Here is a 2,967-nt window from a genome sequence, read left to right on the forward strand (position 1 = left end):
CCGCCCACGCGAGCGCCCACCCGAGCGCCCACCCGGGCGCGCAGTCCCTTCCCGCCGTCGGCTGGGCGCTCGCCGAGGTGCCCCCCGCGTCGCCGGCGCCGCACCGCGCCCACCCCGGCGACCTCGCGTACACGATCTTCACCTCCGGCTCCACCGGTACGCCCAAGGGCGTCCTGATGACCCACGCGCCGGTCGCCAACCTCATCGCCTGGGTCAACGAGACCTACCGGATGGGCCCCTCGGACCAGGTGCTCTTCATCGCCTCCCTCAGCTTCGACCTCTCCGTCTACGACGTGTTCGGCCTGCTCGCAGCCGGCGGCAGCATCCGCGTGGTGGCGGCCGACGACGTACGCGACCCGCGGCGGCTGCTGGCGATCCTCGACAGCGAACCGATCACCTTCTGGGACTCGGCGCCCGCCGCGCTCCAGCAGCTCCAGCCGTTCCTCCCCGGGCGCCCGGCCCCGGCCGAACACTCGCTGCGGCTGGTCTTCCTCAGCGGTGACTGGGTGCCGCTGTCGCTCCCCGACGCCCTGCGGACCGCCTTCGCCGAGCCCGAGGTGATCGCACTCGGCGGCGCCACCGAGGCGGCCGTGTGGTCCAACTTCTTCCCCGTCGCCAAGGTCGACCCGGACTGGACGAGCATCCCGTACGGCCGCCCCATCGACAACGCCCGCTACTACGTGCTGGACGACGCGCTGCGCCCCGCCCCCGTCGGCGCGCCCGGCGATCTGTACATCGGCGGCCACTGCCTGGCCACCGGCTACCACGCGGCCCCCCGGCTGACCGCCGCCAAGTTCGTGCCCGACCCGTACGGCGGCGAGCGGGGCGGCAGGCTCTACCGGACGGGCGACCGCGCCCGGTTCTGGCCGGACGGCACCATGGAGTTCCTCGGCCGCCAGGACCACCAGGTCAAGATCCGTGGTTTCCGTATCGAGTTGGGCGAGGTCGAGGCCGCTCTGGGGGCGCTGCCCGACGTGGCGTCGGCCGTCGCCGTGGTGCACGGCGAAGCGACGGACGCCCGGCTGGCCGCGTACGCGGTGGCCGCCCCCGACACCCGGCTCGACCCCGCCGGGCTCAGGGACGCGCTGGCCGGGCAGCTCCCGGCCTACATGGTGCCCGCGCGCGTGGTGGTCCTCGAAGCACTGCCCGCGACCGCCAACGGCAAGCTGGACCGGGCCGCGCTGCCCGTACCGGACTTCGACACCGCCGAACGCCCGCCCTACGTGGCTCCGCGCACGCCCGTCGAGGAGGCCGTCGCCGCGATGTGGGCCGAGGTGATGGACGTCGGGGACATCGGCGTGGACGACAACTTCTTCGACCTCGGCGGACACTCGCTGCTGATCGCCCAGGTGGTGGCGCGCCTCCACGCCGATCTGGAGGTCGAGGTGCCGCTGCTGGCCCTGCTCGACAACCAGACGCTGGGCGGATTCGCCGCCGTCGTGGAGAAGGCGCTCGTCGAGCAGATCGAGCAGATCGAGCAGATCGAGGGGATGGACGATGACGCCGCTCTCCAGGTCTGACGACAGCCGGGACGAAAGGATGGACAGCGACCGGGGCGCGAACCCGGACAGCGGGCGGGACGAGGGCCGTTCGGACCGGGTACGGGCGCTGCTCGCGCAGCGGCTGGCCCGGGCGGGGGCGGCCCGCGAGCGCCGCGGACTCGTCCCCGGCACCGGACCGGGACCGGTGGCGCCCGCCCAGGAGCGGATGCTGTTCCTGACCGAACTCGACCCCGGCAGCACCGCCTACCACCTGATCTTCACCCTCCGGCTCGAAGGCCCGCTGGACGCCGGGGCGCTGGAGCGCGCGCTGCGCGGCGTCGAGGAGCGCCACGAGGTGCTGCGCAGCGTCTACGAGCGGCGCGACGGCGCCGAGGTACTGGTGCCTCGGCCCGTTTCCTTCACCCTCCGCCGCGCCGAACTCGTCCTGCGGGAAGGCGAGTCGGCGGACGAGGCGCAGGACCGCGTGCAGCGGGCCGAGTTCGGCCGCCCCTTCGACCTGCGCGAAGGACCCGTCTGGCGCGGCCTGCTGGTGCGCGGCGGCCCCGCCGTCCACCTTCTGATCCTGACCGCGCACCACATCGCCTTCGACGGCTGGTCGATCGATGTGCTGCGTGGGGAACTGCTCCAGGGCTACGCCGCCGAACTCGGCGCCGCCCAGCGGCCCGAGGCGCCCGCCGTACGGTACGCGGACTACGCGGCCCGGCAGCGCCGGCGGCTGGCCGCGGGCGAGCACCGTGAACAACTGGCCTACTGGACACGGAGGCTGGCCGACGTACCGGCCCCGCTCGAACTGCCCACCGACCGGCCGGTCCCGCGCGAGCGCACCAGACCGGGCGGTGTGGTCCGCGCCCTGGCGGACCCCGAACTCACCGAGCGGGTACGGGCCGTGGCGCGGGAGTCGGCGGCGACGCCGTTCATGGTGCTGCTGGCCTGCTTCCAGACCCTGCTGTCCCGCTACAGCGGCCGGCCGGACATCGTCGTCGGCACCCCCGTGGCCAACCGGGCCACACCCGGGACCGAGCCGCTCATCGGCCTGTTCGTCAACACCGTGGTGCTGCGCGCCGACTGCCACCCCGACCTGCCCTTCCGCGACCTGCTCGGCCAGGTGCGAGGCGACGCCGCTGCGGCCTTCTCGCACCAGGAAGTCCCCTTCGAGCAGGTGGTGGAGGCGCTGCCGCCGGCCCGTGACCTCGCCACCACCCCGTTGTTCCAGATGATGTTCGTCTGGAACCAGGCCGACCGGGCGCCCGAGGTGTTCGGCGACGCCAAGGTGAGCCATGTCCCCCATCCCGGCGCCGGTACGGCCAAGTTCGACCTGACACTTGAGGTCGGCGAACAGGACCACGCGCTGGAACTGGAGCTGGAGTACGACAAGGAACTCTGGGACGAGGCGACCGCCACCCGGATGCTCGACCACTTCCTCGCCCTCACCCGCGCCGCCGTCACCGACCCCGGCCGGCGGGTC

Annotated in this window: 2 protein-coding genes; both read left to right on the plus strand. The window is 73.6% G+C overall.

Translation table 11 applies throughout. The features are described from left to right. Positions 1 to 1,520 (plus strand): non-ribosomal peptide synthetase (locus QR77_RS29080; RefSeq protein ID WP_150130589.1); only part of this gene is annotated, 1,520 nt, incomplete at its 5' end. 19 nt (positions 1,521 to 1,539) lie between these two features. Next, the coding region (locus QR77_RS29085; protein ID WP_236710848.1) for a condensation domain-containing protein at positions 1,540 to 2,967 on the plus strand (1,428 nt) is incomplete at its 3' end.

The organism is Streptomyces sp. 150FB (assembly GCF_000818195.1).
In the GTDB taxonomy this organism is placed as follows: Bacteria; Actinomycetota; Actinomycetes; order Streptomycetales; family Streptomycetaceae; genus Streptomyces.